19 protein-coding genes are annotated in these 16,658 nt (G+C 67.2%); 7 read left to right on the top strand and 12 right to left on the bottom strand.

The features are described from left to right. Positions 1 to 239: 239 nt before the first annotated feature. The 7 genes from cysE to A3OM_RS0119175 form a co-directional block, all read right to left on the bottom strand. The gene (gene cysE, locus A3OM_RS0119205; RefSeq protein WP_018045406.1) at positions 240 to 1,106 is read right to left on the bottom strand and encodes a serine O-acetyltransferase; all 867 of its coding nucleotides are present in this window, start codon (positions 1,104 to 1,106) and stop codon (positions 240 to 242) included. Positions 1,107 to 1,172: 66 nt separating this feature from the next. Then, complete coding sequence (locus A3OM_RS0119200) at positions 1,173 to 1,364, bottom strand: hypothetical protein (protein ID WP_018045405.1); 192 nt, start codon at positions 1,362 to 1,364, stop codon at positions 1,173 to 1,175. Between the two features lie 472 nt (positions 1,365 to 1,836). Next, a complete protein-coding gene (locus A3OM_RS0119195) occupies positions 1,837 to 2,616 on the bottom strand; it encodes a molybdopterin-dependent oxidoreductase (RefSeq protein ID WP_018045404.1) in 780 nt (259 codons plus the stop codon). Further along, positions 2,613 to 3,260, bottom strand: a complete 648-nt coding sequence (locus tag A3OM_RS0119190; RefSeq protein WP_043764908.1) for a cytochrome b/b6 domain-containing protein — start codon at positions 3,258 to 3,260, stop codon at positions 2,613 to 2,615. The genes A3OM_RS0119195 and A3OM_RS0119190 overlap by 4 nt, the downstream gene beginning before the upstream one ends. Before the next feature lie 221 nt (positions 3,261 to 3,481). Further along, the gene (locus A3OM_RS0119185) at positions 3,482 to 4,081 is read right to left on the bottom strand and encodes a hypothetical protein (protein WP_018045402.1); all 600 of its coding nucleotides are present in this window, start codon (positions 4,079 to 4,081) and stop codon (positions 3,482 to 3,484) included. Positions 4,082 to 4,193: 112 nt separating this feature from the next. Next, positions 4,194 to 4,799 carry a hypothetical protein gene (locus A3OM_RS0119180; protein WP_018045401.1) on the bottom strand — a complete coding sequence of 202 codons (606 nt, stop codon included), beginning with the start codon at positions 4,797 to 4,799 and terminating at the stop codon, positions 4,194 to 4,196. 143 nt (positions 4,800 to 4,942) lie between these two features. Continuing rightward, positions 4,943 to 5,803 (bottom strand): universal stress protein, encoded by an 861-nt coding sequence (locus A3OM_RS0119175; RefSeq protein WP_018045400.1) that lies wholly within the window; start codon positions 5,801 to 5,803, stop codon positions 4,943 to 4,945. Positions 5,804 to 6,172: 369 nt separating this feature from the next. Between A3OM_RS0119175 and A3OM_RS0119170 the strand changes: the two genes are divergently transcribed. Beyond that, positions 6,173 to 6,874, top strand: coding sequence for a DUF4142 domain-containing protein (locus A3OM_RS0119170; protein WP_026176209.1), 702 nt, complete (start codon positions 6,173 to 6,175; stop codon positions 6,872 to 6,874). Positions 6,875 to 7,042: 168 nt separating this feature from the next. Here the strand turns inward: A3OM_RS0119170 and A3OM_RS0119165 are convergent, their stop codons facing one another. The 3 genes from A3OM_RS0119165 to A3OM_RS0119155 form a co-directional block, all read right to left on the bottom strand. Then, complete coding sequence (locus A3OM_RS0119165) at positions 7,043 to 7,714, bottom strand: carbonic anhydrase (RefSeq protein ID WP_026176208.1); 672 nt, start codon at positions 7,712 to 7,714, stop codon at positions 7,043 to 7,045. A gap of 144 nt (positions 7,715 to 7,858) precedes the next feature. Then, positions 7,859 to 8,419 (bottom strand): NUDIX domain-containing protein, encoded by a 561-nt coding sequence (locus tag A3OM_RS0119160; protein WP_081612694.1) that lies wholly within the window; start codon positions 8,417 to 8,419, stop codon positions 7,859 to 7,861. Positions 8,420 to 8,428: 9 nt separating this feature from the next. Then, the gene (locus A3OM_RS0119155) at positions 8,429 to 9,181 is read right to left on the bottom strand and encodes a DUF429 domain-containing protein (RefSeq protein ID WP_018045396.1); all 753 of its coding nucleotides are present in this window, start codon (positions 9,179 to 9,181) and stop codon (positions 8,429 to 8,431) included. Between the two features lie 123 nt (positions 9,182 to 9,304). Here A3OM_RS0119155 and A3OM_RS0119145 point away from each other — a divergent pair, with 123 nt between their 5' ends. From A3OM_RS0119145 to A3OM_RS0119135, 3 genes are all read left to right on the top strand, one after another. Further along, on the top strand, positions 9,305 to 9,703 hold the full coding sequence (locus A3OM_RS0119145; RefSeq protein ID WP_018045395.1) for a DUF3775 domain-containing protein: 399 nt from the start codon (positions 9,305 to 9,307) through the stop codon (positions 9,701 to 9,703). Between the two features lie 341 nt (positions 9,704 to 10,044). Continuing rightward, the gene (locus tag A3OM_RS0119140) at positions 10,045 to 10,617 is read left to right on the top strand and encodes a transglutaminase-like cysteine peptidase (RefSeq protein ID WP_245257853.1); all 573 of its coding nucleotides are present in this window, start codon (positions 10,045 to 10,047) and stop codon (positions 10,615 to 10,617) included. Between the two features lie 114 nt (positions 10,618 to 10,731). Then, positions 10,732 to 11,076, top strand: coding sequence for a hypothetical protein (locus A3OM_RS0119135; protein ID WP_018045393.1), 345 nt, complete (start codon positions 10,732 to 10,734; stop codon positions 11,074 to 11,076). Between the two features lie 8 nt (positions 11,077 to 11,084). Here the strand turns inward: A3OM_RS0119135 and A3OM_RS0119130 are convergent, their stop codons facing one another. Continuing rightward, entirely contained in the window at positions 11,085 to 13,280 is a 2,196-nt protein-coding gene (locus tag A3OM_RS0119130) for an EAL domain-containing protein (RefSeq protein ID WP_245257807.1), read from the bottom strand. A gap of 451 nt (positions 13,281 to 13,731) precedes the next feature. Between A3OM_RS0119130 and A3OM_RS0119125 the strand changes: the two genes are divergently transcribed. From A3OM_RS0119125 to dut, 3 genes are all read left to right on the top strand, one after another. Then, a complete protein-coding gene (locus tag A3OM_RS0119125) occupies positions 13,732 to 13,947 on the top strand; it encodes a hypothetical protein (RefSeq protein WP_018045391.1) in 216 nt (71 codons plus the stop codon). A gap of 106 nt (positions 13,948 to 14,053) precedes the next feature. Beyond that, positions 14,054 to 14,941, top strand: coding sequence for a CoA ester lyase (locus A3OM_RS0119120; protein WP_018045390.1), 888 nt, complete (start codon positions 14,054 to 14,056; stop codon positions 14,939 to 14,941). Then, the gene (gene dut, locus A3OM_RS0119115; RefSeq protein WP_018045389.1) at positions 14,938 to 15,444 is read left to right on the top strand and encodes a dUTP diphosphatase; all 507 of its coding nucleotides are present in this window, start codon (positions 14,938 to 14,940) and stop codon (positions 15,442 to 15,444) included. The genes A3OM_RS0119120 and dut overlap by 4 nt, the downstream gene beginning before the upstream one ends. Before the next feature lie 150 nt (positions 15,445 to 15,594). On the opposite strand, the gene A3OM_RS0119110 is transcribed toward dut, so the two are convergent. Further along, positions 15,595 to 16,590, bottom strand: coding sequence for an aldo/keto reductase (locus tag A3OM_RS0119110; RefSeq protein ID WP_018045388.1), 996 nt, complete (start codon positions 16,588 to 16,590; stop codon positions 15,595 to 15,597). Positions 16,591 to 16,658: the final 68 nt, after the last annotated feature.

Genomic DNA, 16,658 nt, shown 5'->3' with positions numbered 1-16,658 from the left:
ACTGATCTTGATCGGCCCCCGCTGCCTCAGACAAAGCGTCACTGCGGGGACGGGTTGTTTCTAACGCTTGATCTTGAAGGGGGTCAATGAAATTCTGTTCTATAAATTATCGTCTTTAGAGAATGTATATTCTATTTTATGCCGTATAAGATATTTTAATTCTATTAATAGCAACTATAGGAGATGATTTATCTCGTGCTGCGCGGCTCCGTGGGACGAGAAGAGTTGAAAAATCGTTCCTAAATCCCGTCACCGAAAAACTGGTCCATGCTGAGGGCGGGGTCCTCGGTGGGGCTGATGCGCGACACGACGCGGGCCGGCACGCCCGCGACGGTGGTGTGGGCGGGCACGTCGTGCAGCACCACGGCGGCGGCGGCGACCTTCGCGCCCTCGCCGACCCGGATATTGCCCAGCACCTTGGCGCCGACGCTGAGCAGAACCCCGCGTTCGATCTTCGGATGGCGGTCGCCGCTCTCCTTGCCGTTGCCCCCGAGGGTCACCGATTGCAGGATCGAGACATCGTCGGCGATCACCGTGGTCTCGCCGATGACGACGCCGGTGGCGTGATCGATGAACACGCCCGAGCCGATTCGCGCGGCGGGATGGATGTCGGCCCCGAACACCTCCGAGATCCGGCTCTGGATATGCAGCGCCAGGGTGGCGCGGCCCTGGTGCCAAAGCCAATGGGCCACCCGGTAGCCCTCCAGAGAGGCCAGCCCTTTGTAGAACAGGAAGGGATCGAGATAGCGGCGGCAGGTGGGGTCGCGCTCGCGGATGGCGACGATGTCGCGGACCGCGTGACCGCCCGCATGCGGGTCCGCCTGGAAGGCGGCGAGGCAGAGGTCGCGGGTGGACAGGCGGGAGAGATCGCCGTCGCCGAGGCGATGGGCGAGCCGGTAGGCGAGGGCATGGATCAGGCTCGGCTGATCCAGGACCGTCGCCTGGATGATGCCGGCATAGAGCGGCTCTTCGATCAACGCGGCTTCGGCCTCGGCGCGCATGGCACGCCAGAGGTCGGCTTCGACGGTGGTCTGGCTCACGGTGCGCAGGGGCGGACGGAGGATGTTGGTGGGAACGCTGCGCGTCGCCAGGCTGCCCGCTGTCATGATCGGTCTTCCACTCCTCGCGCCCGGCTCGCGAGAGCCTGCCTTTAACCCCCGCAGACCGCGCGCTCAGCCGATGCGTTGGAACAGCGTCGCGATGTAGCCGACGAGCAGGCCGTGGCCCTCGAACTGGACGTTCACCGCCTCTGCCCCGTCGGGGCCGGATACGATGTCGACGATACGCCCCGTGGCGTGACGCCAGATGCCCAGCGCCTCGGCGACATCGAGTCTCGCGAACACGACCTGATCTCCGAGAACCATCGTTCCCTCCTCCGGGTGTCGTTTTTCAGTGTTGGGGGATCGTCCGAGCACCTGACGGCCAATGCCGGTCAGGGCCTCACATGCCTCGAAACGCTCGTCTCATGGGTCGAACCTATGAGCTTTCGCCGAGTTTCGGCATTCGTGCGAGGCGAGGCGTGCACTCGGCATGCGCCGGGTGGATCGTCACGTGGGCGGGTAACAGTCCAAGGCGTAACGACACGGATTTCCAATCCAAGCATTGCCTGCGGACAAACCTGTCTCGGGAGGCATGGTGCAGGCAGGCGGTTCTTTCTTTTGTCTCCCTGCATTGTGCATATCTTGGCTCGTTCGGGTCAACGAGAGTGATTTTCAAAGACTAGGCGCTTCCCGAAAGATCCTTCCCTCGAGTCCGGTGCGGGGAGCAGGCTTGTCCTTCCGCTTCGATTCCCGGCCATCGGCCTCCGGGGCCGGCATCGCCGGTGTCTGACCCCGGTCAGATTCCGCTGAACCAGTTGTAGCCCTGGTCCTCCCAGTAGCCGCCGGGATAGTCGTTGGTCACGAAGACCGAGACGATGTGCTTGGGGCTCTTGAAGCCGAGCTTCGTCGGCACGCGCACCCGGAGGGGGTAGCCGTATTCGAGAGGCAGGGCGCTGCCGCCGAAATCCAGGGCCAGCACCGTCTGCGGATGGAGGGCGCTCGGCATGTCGAGGCTGCCGTAATAGCGGTCGGCGCATTTGAAGCCGACATACTTCGCGGTGAAGTCGGCCCCGACCCGCTCCAGGAAGGCCTTCAGCGGCACGCCGCTCCACTGGCCGATCTGGCTCCAGCCCTCGATGCAGATGTGACGGGTGATCTGGCTCTCCTGCGGCAGGGCGCGCAGCTTTTGCAAGGTCCAGGGCGTCTTGTCGGCGACGAGGCCCGACACGTCGAGCTTCCAGGTCGCTTCGTCGATCTCGGGGATGTTGTCCGGCGGGTAGTAGGCGTTGAAGCGGAACGGCGTGTCGATCATGCTCGCCGGATAGGTCGGTGCCAGCGTGTTCGGGTCGAACAGCCAGGCCTGGACCCGGTCATTGGCGCGCGACATCGCCCACAGCGTGCGGTCGATCAGGGTACCGTTGGTGCCGGTGGAGAGGTCGCAGCCCGAAAGCAGCGACAGGGCGCCGAGGGACAGGCCCGAGCGCAGGAACAGGCGGCGCTCCAGCTTCACCAGTTCCGGCTGGATCTCCCGGCGAAGCGCGCGCAGGCGGTTCGCCTCAGTCTCGTCACGGCTCATGAGCGCGTCTCCACGGGGTCCACGGGAATGCGGGCGCGGCCTGTGACCATCGCCACGAGGGTGCGCGGCACCAGGATGACGAGCGCGAGATGGAGCAGGATGAAGCCGACGAGGCCGGACATGGCGAGGAAATGCACGCGCCGCGCCCATTCATAGCCGCCGAACAAAGCGGCGAGTCCCTGCAACTGGACCGGCTTCCACAAAGCGAGGCCGGAGGCGACGAGGAGGATTCCGAGAAGGAACGCCACCAGATAGGCGACCCTCTGCACCGCGTTGTACTCGCCGATCCGGTGGGCGAGGCGCAACCTGACGGCGTCGGCGGCGTCGCGCCAGAACGCCCTCGGGCTCAGCGGCAGGAACGATCTGGCGAAATGCCGTGCGAACAGGCCGTAGAGGACGTAGGCGAGTCCGTTCAGGGCGAACAGCCACATGGCGGCGAAGTGCCAGGCGAGCGCCCCTCCCAGCCATCCGCCGAGGGTCGCCCATTTCGGGAAGACGAAGGGAAAGAACGGCGAGGCGTTGTAGATCGCCCAGCCGCTGAACAGCATGCAGAACACCGCGACCGCATTGATCCAGTGGGTCACGCGCACGATGAGCGGGTGGATCACCGTGATGCGAAACTGCGTGTTCGAGGAGACGGTCATCCAGAACATCCTATGAGCGGTGGCGTCTCGGTCCCTGCTCCCATCCGCTACCTCATTCTGAGGCGCCGGAGCGAAGCGAAGGCCTCGAAGGAGATCTCCAGATATCGCTGTGCGTTCCGGAGGGCTCCTTCGAGGCTGCTGCGCGGCACCTCAGGGGGAGGTGTGTGGGTGGGGGAAGCGGTCGACGAGGCTTCTGAATGGCTTCGTCGACGTTGCCTCATTCACATCGACGGGACGGTGCCGTTGCGGCCGACGATGAGGATCACGGCGGTGGGCTTGCCGTCGGTGCCCTTCTTGGTGAAGGCCACGACCTTCGCTCCGTCGACGACGATGGACTTGTCGCCCGGATCCACCAGGGTCACCGGCACGTCGTCCAGAACATTCACCTTCTTCTCACCGCCCTGGTACTTGACCAGCAGGGTCCGCCCCTCGGTGCCGGAGATGGTGCCGATGGCGCCGTTGGTCATGGTGGAGTTGGAGCCGAGATCCCACGGGTAATGCCCGTCCGCCGTTCCACGCAGGGAGGAGGCGAAGACGGTGACCTGGAGCGCCTTCTGCGAACCGTCCGGCTGCGGGATCGCCGCGGTGCCGATGTAGCTGTCGGGCTTGATGTCGGTGATCTTGCCGGTGGAGGCCGCCAGTACCTTCACGTCGTGTGCCATGCTGACCGTCAGCGCCTCGCCCACGCGCGGCTTGATCGTCACGGCCGTGCCGTCCACCTTCTCGATGGTGCCGCGATAGCGCGTGATGTCGTCGGCCTGGGCGGCGGTGGCCGTCACCGCGAGGGTCAGGGTGAGCGTCGTCAGGAAGGATTTCAGCATGGCGGTTCCTCGGTGGTTCGGCGTCGTTGTGGTCGGGGCGGATTCATGAGGTCCGGCCCCGGTGCCGGGGCTGCGCCGCCGCCCCGGAAGGGTGTGTTCGCGAGGCGGTCGCCTACATGGGCGGGACGGTGCCGTTCTCGCCGACGATCATCCGGTCGGCGACCATCGTGCCGGCGGCATCCGCCTTGGTGATCGCCACCACGCGGGCGCCGACCTTGATGACGGATGTGTCGGAGGGGTTGAGGGAGACGATCGGCACGTCCTCGGGGACCGTGATGGTCTTCTCGCCGCCCTTGTAGGTCACGGTGATCGTGCGGCCGGTAGTGCCCGCGAGGGCGCCCACGGCGCCGTTCGTCATCGTGTTCTCCTTCTCGAGGTCCCACGGATAATGGCCGTCGCCCGTACCGCGCATGCTCGGGGCGAAGACGGCGACTTCGAGGGCCTTGAGGGTGCCGTCGGCCTGGGGCGTCGCGGCGGTTCCGACGTAGCTGTCGGGCTTGATGTCGCCGATCTCGGCCTTGCTGGCGGCGGCCACCCTCATCGCATCGGCGAACTTCACCGAAACGGCCTGACCGATGCGGGGCTTGATCGTGACGTGATCGGCCGCGACGGATTCGATCGTTCCGCGCACGCGGACCAGTGGAGAATCGGCCAGGACGGGCAGGCTGGAAGACAGGCCGACGCACAGGGTGGCGGCCGCGATGATCCGTCGTGTCATGGAATGCCTTGCGCTGGAGCGATCCCGGCTGTCGGGACCCTCGCCGGACGCTTCCGCCTGCACGGCGGGATGCGCTCGGACAACGCGCGATGTGGCATCGGGTTCGTATGCGCACAAATCAATTGCGCGCTATCGTGGGCCTGTCAGTGGGCCATCAGCATCGGCATGGTGGCATGGGCCAGCACATGGCTGGTGGCTCCTCCGAAGATCATCTGACGCAGGCGGCTCTGGGTGTAGGCGCCCTTGATCAGGAGATCGCAGCCGAATTCCTGCGCCTCGTTGAGAAAGACCTCGCCGGGTGTGCGCCGGCCTTCGGTGAAGGCCTTGTGGTCCGCGAAGATGCCTTCGCAGGCGAGCGCCTTGGCCAGATCCTCCGCGCTCGGCCCCGGCACCATGCCGCCCTCCGCGCTGACGACGCGGATACGCGAGGCCTTGCGCAGGAAGGGCATGGCGAAGGCCACGGCCCGCGCGGTCTCGCTCGACCCGTTCCAGGCGATCAGGATCGCCTCGCCGAGGCTCGTCGGAGGAGTGGGGGGCGCCAGCAGGATCGGCCGGCCGCTCTCGAACAGGGCCGTCTCGAACGTGGTCATGCGCGGGGCGCCATCCCCGGACCCGGGCCGGCCCACCACGGTGGCGGTGAACAGGCGGGCATAATGTCCGAGGAAGGCGTCGCCCGCCGGCACGTCCGGGCGCCAGCGGTAGCGGGTTCCGGCGGCGGCCACGAATTCGGGGGTGCACGGCCCTTCCGTGGCGACGGGAATGCCGGCGCCGGCGAGGAAATCGACGAAGCGCTTGCCGGCATCCTCGGCCTCGGCCTTGTCGGCCTCCTCGTCGCGCAGCCACGTCATGCCGCCGACCATGTCCACCGGAACGTATTCGGCGAGGGCCGGACGCAGGGAGACGCCTTCGATCAGGCTGCCGAAGCGGCGTCCCACCAGGAGCGTGGTCGCGAAGACGGAGGGCAGCGCGTCATGGAGCGCCACCGGAACGAGCAGGGTCTTCATCGCCGGGAGCCTCCATCCACATCATCGCCGCCGACGGGCAGGCTAGTGCGGTTTCGCGTTCCCGAAAACTCCGGCTCGTCGTCAACCCACGCTTTTCTGCGGCCTTCGCGGGTCACGCCGTGAATCCGTGCCTACGAGGAGCCCGCGAGGCTAAAACGACAGGTGAAGCTTGGCTATAGAGCCGTGCCGATCATCGCCGTGATCCGGTCGATATCAGTAGAATGGCCCGCATGACGATGACATTCTTCGGGAACCCAATGGAGGGGCTGTCGTTGTCCGGCAAACGTGGCGTTGTCGGATACGCCGATCCGCAGAGATGTGGTCCGGTCCGCCGCCTTTGCGTTTTCAAGATCATATCCAGAGGTCAGAATCATGAATAAGTACGTTGCGCTGTCCGCCATTGCAGTCGTCATGGCGACCCCCGCCGCCGCCCAGACCATGTCCGGCGATTTCCGGCTCCAGGCGATGCAGGCCAATGCGTTCGAGGTCCAGTCGAGCCAGATCGCGCTGTCGAAGAGCCGCAACCCGCAGGTCATCCGCTTCGCCCGTGACGCCGTGCGTGACCACCGGGCGGCGAACGTGGCCCTGGCCGGCGGCGAGCGGACCTATGCCGGCAACGGTGGTCCCGGCGGCCTGATCGGCGCGCCTCTGGCGATTGCCGGCGGCGCGGTGGGCGCGGCCACGGGTGCCGCCACGGGCGTCGTGGCCGGTACGCTCAGCGGCGGCCCTGTCGGCGCCGTCGAGGGGATCGGCAGCGGCGCGAGCCGTGGCGCCGCCGCCGGCAGCCAGGCCTTCAACGGCGATGTCGACACCACCGCCGGCACCACCATGGTCCCGGTCGATCCGCAGCAGCAGGCCATGCTCTCCGAGCTCGCCGCCGCTCCGGCCGGCCCGCGCTTCGACCGTCTCTACGGCCAGATCCAGGTGAGGTCGCACGAGGCGGCCATCGGCATGTACCAGTCCTACGCCCAGACCGGCACGAACCCGGCCCTGCGCGCCCATGCCGAACAGGCGCTGCCGGTGCTCCAGCAGCATTACCAGATGGCGCAGCGCCTCCCCGGCGCCCGCTAAGGGGTTGAAACCCACCGCCGGTCGATGGGCCGGCGGTGGAACGGATGCACGAAAAAACGCCGAGCCGATGAGGCCCGGCGTTTCGCGTTTGCCTGCATCTCACCGGATCGGGTGATGGACCCCATATCCGGCAGGATACGGGGGCTCAGGTTATGTGGGCCGATGCGATCAGACTTCGCTGCTGTGCATCAGGGAAGCCGGGGTCATCGTCTTTCCGCCGCCATCGACGGCGGGCTCGAAATCACCCGTCTCGGGATTGCGCAGGAGAAGCTCGCCATGAGCGATGCCGAAATGCGCGCCGTGGAGCGCCAGGCGGCCATCGGCGACGCGCTCGCGCACGAAGGGGAACGTCATCAGGTTCTCGAGGCTCTGCGCCACGGTGGCGTATTCCAGGCGCGTCAGGTGGTCCGGTCCCTTCTGCACCTTGAGTTTCTCCTCGGCGCCCTTCACCAGGGAGACCCATTTGCCGATGAAGTCGCTCGTCGAGAGCGGGCCTGGCGGGTTGGCGTAGGCCTTGATGCCGCCGCAGGTGGCGTGGCCCAGAACGACGATGTGCTTCACTTCCAGGGCCTGGACGGCGAACTCGATGGCCGCCGACGTGCCGTGATACTCGCCGCCCTCCTCGAAGGGGGGAACGAGGTTGGCCACGTTGCGGATGATGAAGAGTTCGCCCGGTCCGGTATCGAAGATGACTTCCGGCGAAACGCGGCTGTCACAGCAGCCGATCAGCAAGACTTCCGGGCTCTGCCCTTGTGCCAGGGCGGCGTAGCGTTTGGCCTCGTGGGACAAGCGTCCATCGAGGAACGACCGGTATCCTGAGGTCAGCTTTTGTGGGAACATGCGTTTTCCTTCCTTGAGCGTTGTTGTTGGGGGTCGCCGTGACAACCCGGTTCTCGACATTCAGCCTCGACTAGCGAGACCTGTGCCGTATCTGGTTCCGAGGCCCTATCTGGCCCAGTCTCGGGCCGGTGGCCCAGTGCGGGTTCACACCTGATGCCAGGTCAGGGTTACGGGCGGCTCGGGCCGCTCGCCCGACGCGATGCGTCTGGCCAGGCGAGCGAGGCCCGCGGGCTCGATCCGCTCACCGCTGGCCTCCAACTCGTCGAGCGTCCACCAGCGCGTGCCGAGGACCGTGCTGTCCTCGGTCTCGGCGAGGCGGCTGGTATCGACCTCGTCGCTGGGCAGACGCACGACGAAATAGCGTTCGCGGGCATCACGCGGCTTCGGGAACAGAAAGAACGGACCGTCGCAGGCAGCGACCTGCGGCCCGATCTCGGCATCGAAAACCCCGATTTCCTCACCGAGTTCCCGAAGGCAGGCTTGCGCGTGGCTTTCGCCGGGCTCCAGCCCGCCACCGGGCATGAACCAGAAGGTCCGCTCCTCCGGCCTCGATGGATCGATGGGGCGTTGCGCCTCGTAGGCGATCAGGAGCAGCCGGTCCTGCGGGTCGAAGACGAGGGCACGGGCGACGTGGCGCAGGGGAGGCACACCGGACCCTTGGCTGGACTCGGGTTCGGGGGGCTGGGTCGACGAGGGACGAATCATGACGACGGTCTAGCAGGGAATCGGACCCTCGCCAGCAGGCGCCCAGATCACCACGGGAAGGCCATGGCGGTCGCGTCCCGGCGGGTCGGGCATCGGGATGGCGCGTCCGAGGACGATGTCGCGGGCGACGACCAGGGCGGCGAGGGCGTCGAGGTGATCGTCGGCCCCTACGCCCGCCGGTCTGCCTGCGTCCACCAGCATCGCGGGTAGACCGGCCCATCGCAGGAGCGCGCGGCGCTCTTCCAGCCCTTCCCGACGCCCCGGCCCCTTCTTGGCCGATGCCAGCGGACGGTCGCCGTTGAGGCGGCGGAACGCCACTTCCGGGTGAACCTCGTGAACCCGCTCGCGCAGCGGCGGCCGCGCCAGGAGCAGGTCATCCACCTCGCGGATGTAGCGGGTGATGTTCCAGCACTGGATCGAGGGTGCGAAGGGAGGGACGCTGGCGGCGCGGGAGAGCGCCTTGGCCTCCTCGTAGCTGCCGGCATGGACCGCTGCCCGTGGCGGCACCGGGAAGACGCTGGATCGCCCGCCCGCGAGATAGGCCCTGGCCGCGCGGTCGGCGACCCGGCCGCCGCCCTCGACGCGGTCGGGCAGGCCGATCGGGACGTCGATCCCGACGCAGACCGGGGATTCCGGCCCGTCCAGGATATCGGAGACGCGGGCAAAGCGCCCGGCGCGGTAGCGGCTGGGATCGTCGAGATCGAGGAGGGCTCCGGCCCAGGCGCCGCGGCAGCCGTCGAGTCCGGCGATCCAGCGCGTCATGCGAGCCCCGCGAACCGCGACGGCTCTGGCGGGTTGATGCTGCTCACGGACGGCCGGCTTCGAGGGCCGTCCCGTCGCACCGGATAACGCCGCCGCCGGCGGCACGCTTCACAGGATCGTTCCATGGACATCGCCGTCGACAAGGTCACCGAAATCATCCTCCGGGTCAGGGCGCTCGACGTGAAGGAGGGTGCCACCGACCCCGATTCGGGCTCCAACCCGATCGACGACGGCTCCACCGACGTGCTCACGTCGGGCACCGACGATGCCACGGAATCGGAGGTCCGTTCGATGATCTCCGGCCTCAACGACGACGAGCGGGCCAATCTCCTCGCCCTTCTCTATGTCGGGCGCGGTGATATGGAGGCGGAGGAATGGGGTGAGGCCGTGCGCTTCGCCCGCGAACGCGAGGCGGTGGGCGAGGGCGCGCTGCACGAGATCATGGCCTCGCCCGATGCGGGCGATCTCCTCGACGAAGGGCTCGCCGCCCTCGGGATCAGCCAGGACGTCTCGGAGGCTTGAGACCGGACGGTGGTGAGCCGGCCTCTTCACCATCCGCCCGCGTGGTGGCTCGTGTCCCCGCCGAACCCGCCGTAGTCGCCTGGTGCGGTTCGGCGTGGCGCCGGGGCAACGATCTCTTGTTTCCGCAATCATGCCCCGAAATCCACAGCGTTAACCTTTTATTAACCCGGCGATTGCCGATCCAACGTGGCCGTGAGACGTTCGTTAACAACAGATTAACGAGACGAGCGGCGGCCATGCGGATCGCGATTTCGAAGTTCCACGATGCGGTGCACGCCCTCAAGCGCGGCATCGGTGGTTTGGGTCTGCTCTCCGGCCTGGCGGTCGCGTCCCTCGCCGCCATGCCGAACCTCGCCTCCGCTCAGACCCTGGCCTCGCTCCCCAGCGTGGCGAGCACCATCTCCACCACCGGTGCCGCCCGACCGATCAGCGCCTGGGTCACCTTCTGCGAGACCTACGCCTCCGAATGCGCGGTGAATGTCTCGGAGCCCGCGACGATCAGCCTGACGCCGGGCGTCTGGAACACCATCGTCTCGGTGAACCGCCGCGTGAACAAGTCCATCCTTGCCGTCACCGACATGGACCAGCTCGGCATGGCCGACCGCTGGGATCTGGCCGAATCCGGTGCCGGCGATTGCGAGGATTTCCAGCTCCTGAAGCGCAAGCTCCTCGCCGAGGCCGGCCTGCCGCGCCGGGCCATGCGGATGACGGTGGTCATCGACGAGAAGGGGGAGGGGCATGCCGTCCTCACCCTGATCACCGACCGGGGCGACCTCATCCTCGACAACAAGACCAACAGCGTGCTGCCCTGGCGCCAGACCGGCTACACGTTCATCAAACGCGAGAGCCAGAATGCCATGGCGTGGGTGTCCCTCGGCCGTGCCGCGTCGCCGGTGACCACCGCCAACCGATAGGAGCGGGATTCGCTGGGACGAGCCGTCCCGGAGGGGGATCGCATCAAAGGCGATAGATTAGCGACTTGTTAAGCGCGTGCGGGTGAGGGTTGCCGGGTTCGGGAATCCCTCGCCATGACGAAGCTGAGCCGCTCGCCCGCAGCCTTGCTGCTGGCCTCCATCCTGCCCCTGTGCTGCACGGCCCCTGCCTCGGCCCTGAATTCCGACGTCGGTGCCCTGCACGCCTCCTGGCGCGGATGCCTGCATCGGAATTTCGACTTGCAGGCACTCGTGACGAGCCGGACACTGGCCGTCGAGTCGGCCGTGAAATCCTGCCGCGCCAGCGAAGCGGCTTATCTCGCCGCCCTGTCGACGTCCCCCCTGGTGGATGACGAGGACGTGTCCCGGGTCCGTCCGGCCCTGATCCAGCGCGCCAAGGGCTGGCTTCTCCAGAAGGCCGGCGCGACGCGCCCGCTCTGACGCCTCCGTCAGGCTGCCCTGGGACCCCGCCTGGCTTCGACCCGCCCGCCAATGACCAGGGCCGCTAGCGCCTCGGCGGTCATGGCCCGGCCGTAGAGATAGCCCTGGCCCTCGCGGCAGCCCATGATGCGCAGCATCGTGTCCTGCTCGATCGTCTCGATTCCCTCCGCGATGACATCCAGGCCGAAGCTCTGAGCCATCCCGAGCACGGCCCGGACGATCTCGGCGTCGTGCCGATCCGTGAGGATGTCCCGCACGAAGCCGCGGTCGATCTTCAGGCGCGTCAGCGGGAAACGCTTGAGCGAACTCAGCGAGGCGTAGCCGGTGCCGAAATCGTCGAAGGCGATGGAGACGCCGTGCCGATGGAGCTCGCGCAGCGGGTCCAGCAGGGAATCGTCGGTCTGAAGGGCGATCCGCTCCGTGACCTCGATTTCGAGCAGGCTCGGCGGCAAGGCGTGGCGTTCCAGGGCGCCGATCACCTCGCGAGCCAGCCGCCCCGTCCTGAGATGAGCCCCGAACAGGTTCACGGCGACCCGCAAGGGAGGCAGGCCGAGGGCGCGCCAGAGCGCGGATTGCCGGCAGGCATCGTCGACGATCCATCGGCCGATGGAGGCGGCGAGGGGATGGGCTTCGAGGGCGTCGATGAAGGCGGCCGGCAAGAGCAGGCCGCGGGTGGGATGCTGCCACCTCAGCAGGGCCTCGGCACCGATGACCTGTCCCGAATCCAGCTCGACCTGCGGCTGGTAGTGCAGCACCAGTTCGGCACGCTCCACCGCTCGGGTCAGCTCGTCGTGGAGCGTCCGCCGGGCGACCACCGCATTGCGCATGGATTGTTCGAACAGGCGAAAGCAGCGCCGCCCGTCACGCTTGGCCTGGTAGAGGGCCAGATCCGCATCGGCGATCAGCTCGTCCCGGACGGTTCCCGGCCCGCCTATCGCCGCGCCGATGCTGAGACCCACATGGAAGACGTGCCCTGCCACCGGGAACGGGGTCTGGAACGCCTCCAGGATCTGCGCGGCCAGGGCCCCCGCATCGAGCGGGCTGCCCCGGCCCGGCAGGAGCAGCGCGAACTCGTCCCCGCCGAACCGGGCCACCGTGATCTGGGCGGTGACCCAGGACGACAGCCGAACCGCCACGGCCTGGAGCAGCACGTCCCCGACGGCGTGGCCCAGGCTGTCGTTGACCTCCTTGAAGCCGTCGAGATCGAGCAGCATCACCGTGGCGTACCGGTCCGTCGCCAGGCTGGCGTCCAGGCGCTCGTCGAAGAGGGCGCGGTTGGTGAGGCCGGTCAGCTTGTCGTGGTGGGCGAGTTGAACCAGCTTGGCGTCGCGGGCGCGCCACTCGCTGATGTCGCGGATGACGGCGCCCATCCCGATCCCGTCGGGTCCCTGCCAGATCGACATCGAGAACTCGACCGGGAACGTGCGACCGTCGCGGTGCAGCGCTGTCAGTTCGATGGTGCGGCCGGCGAGGTGTGACGCGCCCCCGGAGACGATCCGGCGAAGCCCCGCTTTGTGGGCGGCGCGGAGCGGCTCGGGAATGATGATCTCGGCGGGCCGGCCGACCATCCCGCCCGCGCCATGGCCGAACAAGGCCTCGGCCGAGGGATTGCAGAAAGTGATCGTGCCCGTCCCATCCACCACGAGCAGGGCATATTCGGCGGCCTGAGCGAAGCCGATCGCCGCCGCGTTGGCCAGTTGCGCCCGGCGAATCTCCAGCCGGTCCATGACGAGGCCGGCGAAAGCGGCGAGCTTCGACCGCTCGGCATCGTCGAAACCGTCGTGCGGCTTCGTGTCGAGAACGCAGAGCGAGCCGATGCAATGCCCCTCGGCCGTGATCAGAGGCGCGCCGGCATGGAACCTGACGCCCGGCAGGTCGCGGAAGAGGAGCCCCTCGTCGTCCGCGTTCACCGTCACGATCCCGGACTGCGTGAGGACGCGTTCGCAGGGCAGGCCGTGTCGCGGCAGCCGGTGAAGATCGACGCCGATCCGGGCCACGAGCCAGGAGACCTCGTCGTCCACGAGGCAAACCCAGGCCATCGGCATGGCGAGGCTCGCCGCCGTCACCGCGACGATGCGTTCGAGGCCGGCATCCGGGACGGCGCCGATCACGTGGCAGGAGCGCAGAGCGGTCAGACGCTCGGCCTCGTCCGTCGGGGCCGTTCGGTCGTCGGTTCCGGCGGGTGCCGATGGTGGAGGAATCATGGAATCGGCACCGAACATGAGCGGTTTCGATGGGAATACTCTGTCAAATGCTAACAGACCGTGCCGCAAGGGCTCGCAGGTATCGATGTCGTTGGTGTGTTCGAGATACCGCTTTCATGGGGCGAAGGCAGGACGATCGGCCGTCTCAGAAAGAACAGGTCAACAATCCTGACGGATATTGCGGGACCTCTTGAGAGGCGGTCGACGATACCTCAAACATCAGATCTGGCCATGGTTCCGCTCATGGGCCGACTTGGGGCGACATTGGTCACGTGCGTCGGTTTTTGGACCGATTGACGTCTGGGGAAATGCTGCGCGAGGATCAATCAAATATCCGAAATCCTATTAAAATCTCTTAACCATGTCGAAAAATCACCGCAAACCAAACCTTTGATAGTGGCTTGATGTATATCTATCGTTCCATCAGATTTCGATCCGGCGGAGGTCAATCATGGCGCATTCGATCTACGTGAGGAAGATCGGCGAGGGCTGCGAGAGTTCCTGGAAGACTCTGGCCCATGCCATCCAGACCCGGAGCGAGGCGGTCATGCTCGCTCGGAGACTGGCATCGTCCTATCCGGAGTCGGGTGCGGATCCCTTCAAGCGGGTGTTCTGGTTCCGCGACCGGACCGGGCTGCACGAGATCCGGGCCTCCCCCGAAAGCTAATTCCGGATCGCTCTTCCTGCGCGGTGAGAGCTTGAAACGGGAGGGGGGCGGCGGTATCGCCGGGCGGCCGGTGCATCGAGCCACGGCGTCAGGAGATCGCCGCGCCATGACCGAGATCCGTCCGCGTCGCAGCGTCCTTGCCATGCCCGGCTCCAATCCACGGGTCCTGGAGAAGGCGCGCGGCCTGCCCACCGACGTCGTGATGATCGATCTGGAGGATGGCGTCGCCCCCGAAATGAAGGCGGAGGGACGGGACGCCGTCGCCGCCACGGTGGCTTCCCGGCCCTACGGGCGGCGCGAGGTCGTGGTCCGCATCAATGGCCTCGACACGCCATGGGGGGAGGCCGATCTCGCGCGCATCGCCCCTGCCGGGCCGGACGCGATCGTGATCCCGAAGGTCTCCGGACCCGATGCCCTCGTGGCGGTCGGCTCGCGCCTGCGCCGCCTCGGCGCGCCGGACCATACCCGCGTCTGGGCGATGATCGAGACGCCGCTGGCGATCCTCCACATCGCCGAGATCGCCAGCGCCGCCCGCGACGTGGATACGCGCCTGTCGTGCCTGCTCGTCGGGCCGAACGACCTCGCCAAGTCCAGCCGGGTCCGGCTCGGAATGCCGGGCCGTCCGGCCCTGATGCCGTGGCTGATGAACGTGGTCATGGCAGCCCGAGCTTACGAGGTCGACGTCATCGACGGCATCTACAATGCCTTTCGCGATGAGAGCGGGTTCAGGGCCGAGTGCGAGCAGGGCCGCGACTGCGGCTTCGACGGCAAGATGCTGATCCATCCCGGCCAGATCGCCACCGCCAACGAGCTGTTCGGTCCCTCGGAGGCCGAGATCGAGGAGGCGCGGGCGATCATCGCCGTCTTCGCCGAGCCGGAGAACCGGACGCGCGGGGCCATCGCCTTTCGTGGCCGGATGATCGAGCGGCTCCATGCCGTGGAGGCGTCCCGGATCGTCGCCCTCGCCGACGCCATCGCGGCACGGGCGGCGTGAGCGGCCCACCTCCGACTGTTCCCCCGGCGGTCGACCTGCGAATCCGCGACCCGCGATTGCGGGAATGGGGCTTTCCGCGCTGGGGCTCGGCGGCGGCGGCGGGACTCGACCTCCATGCCTGCCTCGACGAGCCCGTGACCCTGGCGCCGCAGGCTCCCGCAATCCTGATCCCGGCGGGGTTCAGTGTGCTGATCCGGGATCCGGACTGGTGCGGCCTCGTCTTCCCGCGCTCCGGCCTCGGTCACCGCGAAGGGCTGGTGCTGGGGAACGGGACCGGCGTCATCGACGCGGATTACGAGGGGCCGCTCATGATCTCGGCCTGGAACCGCAACGCCGACCCTGCCGCGACGATCGTCATCCGCCCCGGCGAGAGGATCGCGCAACTGGTCTTCACGCGCGTGACGCGGCCGGCCTTCACCATCGTCGACGCCTCTGATCTCGACGAACCCGGCCCGCAATCCGGGCGCGGGCAGGGCGGCTTCGGATCGACGGGCCGGCACTAGCCGCGACACGGCGGGCGCACCGCGCCCGACCATGCTGAGCGATCCGTGTACGCCATAACCCTCTGAAGCCGCCGAAATGTGGACCACGGGGGCGTACCGGGGCAAGACACGACCGTCGGCGGCGTGTCCAACCACCGACTGGCTGTGAACTCAGCCATCGACCAAGGCCAGTGCGTTAGCCGTATAGCGGCCGCCGCTGATCGCGTCCTTCGGCATCGACCACGCGATCGCAGAAGCGTCTTCGCTGGACAGCGTCACCGCCACTGCGGCCGCGTTCTCTTCGAGGTGCCTGATTTTGCGTGCGCCGGGAATGGGCACGATGAAATCGCCCTGATGCAGGATCCACGCGAGCGCGAGTTGCGCGGGCGTGATGCCCTTCTCGGTGGCCATCGTTTCGAGGACATGGAGCAGCGGCCGGTTCGCGGAAAGATTCGCCGCCTCGAACCGCGGCAGCGTGCGACGAAAATCATCCGCGCCTAGGCTCTCGCGGTCCCGGATGGACCCGGTCAGCAGGCCGCGTCCGAGCGGGCTGTAGGGGACGAAGCCGATGCCGAGTTCCCGGCAGGTCGGCAAGACCTCCGCTTCGGGCTCCCGGCTCCACAGCGAGTATTCACTCTGCACCGCCGCGATGGGATGCACGGCGTGCGCACGCCGAATGGTGGCAGCGCTGGCTTCCGACAATCCGAGCGCCCGCACCTTGCCGGCCCGCACGAGATCCGCCATGGCGCCGACGGTTTCCTCGATGGGCACGGCGGGGTCGACGCGGTGCTGATAGAAGAGATCGATCACGTCGACGCCGAGGCGCTTCAGCGAGGCCTCGCAGACGGCGCGGACATGCTCCGGCCGGCTGTCGAGGCCGATCATCCGCTCCGTCCCGCTCCCCTGGTCACTGATCTTGAAGCCGAACTTGGTGGCGATCACGACGCGCTCGCGCATTCCCTTGATCGCCCGGCCGACGAGTTCCTCGTTTTCGTAAGGACCGTACACCTCCGCCGTGTCGAGGAAGGTGACGCCGAGTTCGATGGCCCGGTGAAGGGTGCGGATCGACTCGGCTTCGGGCTGCCCGCCATAGGCGAAGCTCATTCCCATGCAGCCCAGGCCCAAGGCCGACACGGCCAGATCCGGTCCAAGATGACGATCGTCCATGGCATCGCTCCTTGTTGAACAGGGCCACGAATTAGCGGTTGCCGGATTGATCGATAAGCTGCGACAGT

This window comes from Methylobacterium sp. 88A, assembly GCF_000376345.1.
Classification (GTDB): Bacteria; Pseudomonadota; Alphaproteobacteria; order Rhizobiales; family Beijerinckiaceae; genus Methylobacterium; species Methylobacterium bullatum.
This window is presented reverse-complemented; position numbering and strand designations above follow the sequence as displayed.

Coding starts and splice junctions, on each gene's coding strand:
- cysE (WP_018045406.1), bottom strand. CDS start 1,106: ATGACAGCGGGCAGCCTGGCGACGCGCAGCGTTCCCACCAACATCCTC.
- A3OM_RS0119200 (WP_018045405.1), bottom strand. CDS start 1,364: ATGGTTCTCGGAGATCAGGTCGTGTTCGCGAGACTCGATGTCGCCGAG.
- A3OM_RS0119195 (WP_018045404.1), bottom strand. CDS start 2,616: ATGAGCCGTGACGAGACTGAGGCGAACCGCCTGCGCGCGCTTCGCCGG.
- A3OM_RS0119190 (WP_043764908.1), bottom strand. CDS start 3,260: ATGACCGTCTCCTCGAACACGCAGTTTCGCATCACGGTGATCCACCCG.
- A3OM_RS0119185 (WP_018045402.1), bottom strand. CDS start 4,081: ATGCTGAAATCCTTCCTGACGACGCTCACCCTGACCCTCGCGGTGACG.
- A3OM_RS0119180 (WP_018045401.1), bottom strand. CDS start 4,799: ATGACACGACGGATCATCGCGGCCGCCACCCTGTGCGTCGGCCTGTCT.
- A3OM_RS0119175 (WP_018045400.1), bottom strand. CDS start 5,803: ATGAAGACCCTGCTCGTTCCGGTGGCGCTCCATGACGCGCTGCCCTCC.
- A3OM_RS0119165 (WP_026176208.1), bottom strand. CDS start 7,714: ATGTTCCCACAAAAGCTGACCTCAGGATACCGGTCGTTCCTCGATGGA.
- A3OM_RS0119160 (WP_081612694.1), bottom strand. CDS start 8,419: ATGATTCGTCCCTCGTCGACCCAGCCCCCCGAACCCGAGTCCAGCCAA.
- A3OM_RS0119155 (WP_018045396.1), bottom strand. CDS start 9,181: ATGACGCGCTGGATCGCCGGACTCGACGGCTGCCGCGGCGCCTGGGCC.
- A3OM_RS0119145 (WP_018045395.1), top strand. CDS start 9,305: ATGGACATCGCCGTCGACAAGGTCACCGAAATCATCCTCCGGGTCAGG.
- A3OM_RS0119140 (WP_245257853.1), top strand. CDS start 10,045: ATGCCGAACCTCGCCTCCGCTCAGACCCTGGCCTCGCTCCCCAGCGTG.
- A3OM_RS0119135 (WP_018045393.1), top strand. CDS start 10,732: ATGACGAAGCTGAGCCGCTCGCCCGCAGCCTTGCTGCTGGCCTCCATC.
- A3OM_RS0119130 (WP_245257807.1), bottom strand. CDS start 13,280: ATGATTCCTCCACCATCGGCACCCGCCGGAACCGACGACCGAACGGCC.
- A3OM_RS0119125 (WP_018045391.1), top strand. CDS start 13,732: ATGGCGCATTCGATCTACGTGAGGAAGATCGGCGAGGGCTGCGAGAGT.
- A3OM_RS0119120 (WP_018045390.1), top strand. CDS start 14,054: ATGACCGAGATCCGTCCGCGTCGCAGCGTCCTTGCCATGCCCGGCTCC.
- A3OM_RS0119110 (WP_018045388.1), bottom strand. CDS start 16,590: ATGGACGATCGTCATCTTGGACCGGATCTGGCCGTGTCGGCCTTGGGC.